At 39.1% G+C, this 652-nt stretch carries 1 protein-coding gene; it reads right to left on the reverse strand.

Annotation, left to right across the window (positions count from 1 at the left end):
• Positions 1–518: hypothetical protein (locus ACRD64_RS25245; protein WP_430937422.1), on the reverse strand; the 518-nt coding region annotated here is incomplete at its 3' end.
• Positions 519–652 lie beyond the last annotated feature (134 nt).

Below are 652 nucleotides of genomic sequence, written 5' to 3' on the forward strand. Positions count from 1 at the left end.
AGGTCGTATTCGTACTGGATGTTCATCAAAGCCCCCTTTTCCTTTTTGCCATATCCACCAAATGCAGGGTATTCTTTTGCGAAAACCTGGGGTATCGTGAATTTTGAAGAGTCTTTTATGTATAAGGCGGTAAAGGGGCTGTCGGGTGGCAGGATATCTTTGAGGACGCCGGATGTTTGGCTGGTCAAAAAATTTGACAGTACCTCTTCCATAAAAGAAACCGCCTCGGGGGTAAATTTCTTGTGTATGGCCGTTCTGGAAACATTGACCTTGGCATTGGCATATAAATCTAGTTTCAGTCCTAACAGGCTACATTTCTCGGTATCGTCATTGTTAAAAACCAATGACGAAAGGAAGGAGGCAGCCGATAAAGACCGCTTGCGTTTTATAAAACCGTGCCTTATTGCGATTTCGTCTAACTGATCCTCCGAAAAAAGATTCTCCAAACATTTTCCTACTTGCTGAATGTTTTTATTTAAATATGTGTTATCGCTAACGTAAAGGGCATTTTTCTCCAAGAAAAATTTTACCTTTATGGCATAGGCAGTATCTGATTGTTTTAATAATCATTTACTGCCTTTTTATCATAAATAAAATAAATACAGATATGGAGAAAAAACTTATAAACTTCCTCATTGGGGAAGTCCGTCTG

Source organism: Saccharicrinis sp. 156, from assembly GCF_050589685.1.
Lineage (GTDB): Bacteria > Bacteroidota > Bacteroidia > Bacteroidales > Marinilabiliaceae > Saccharicrinis.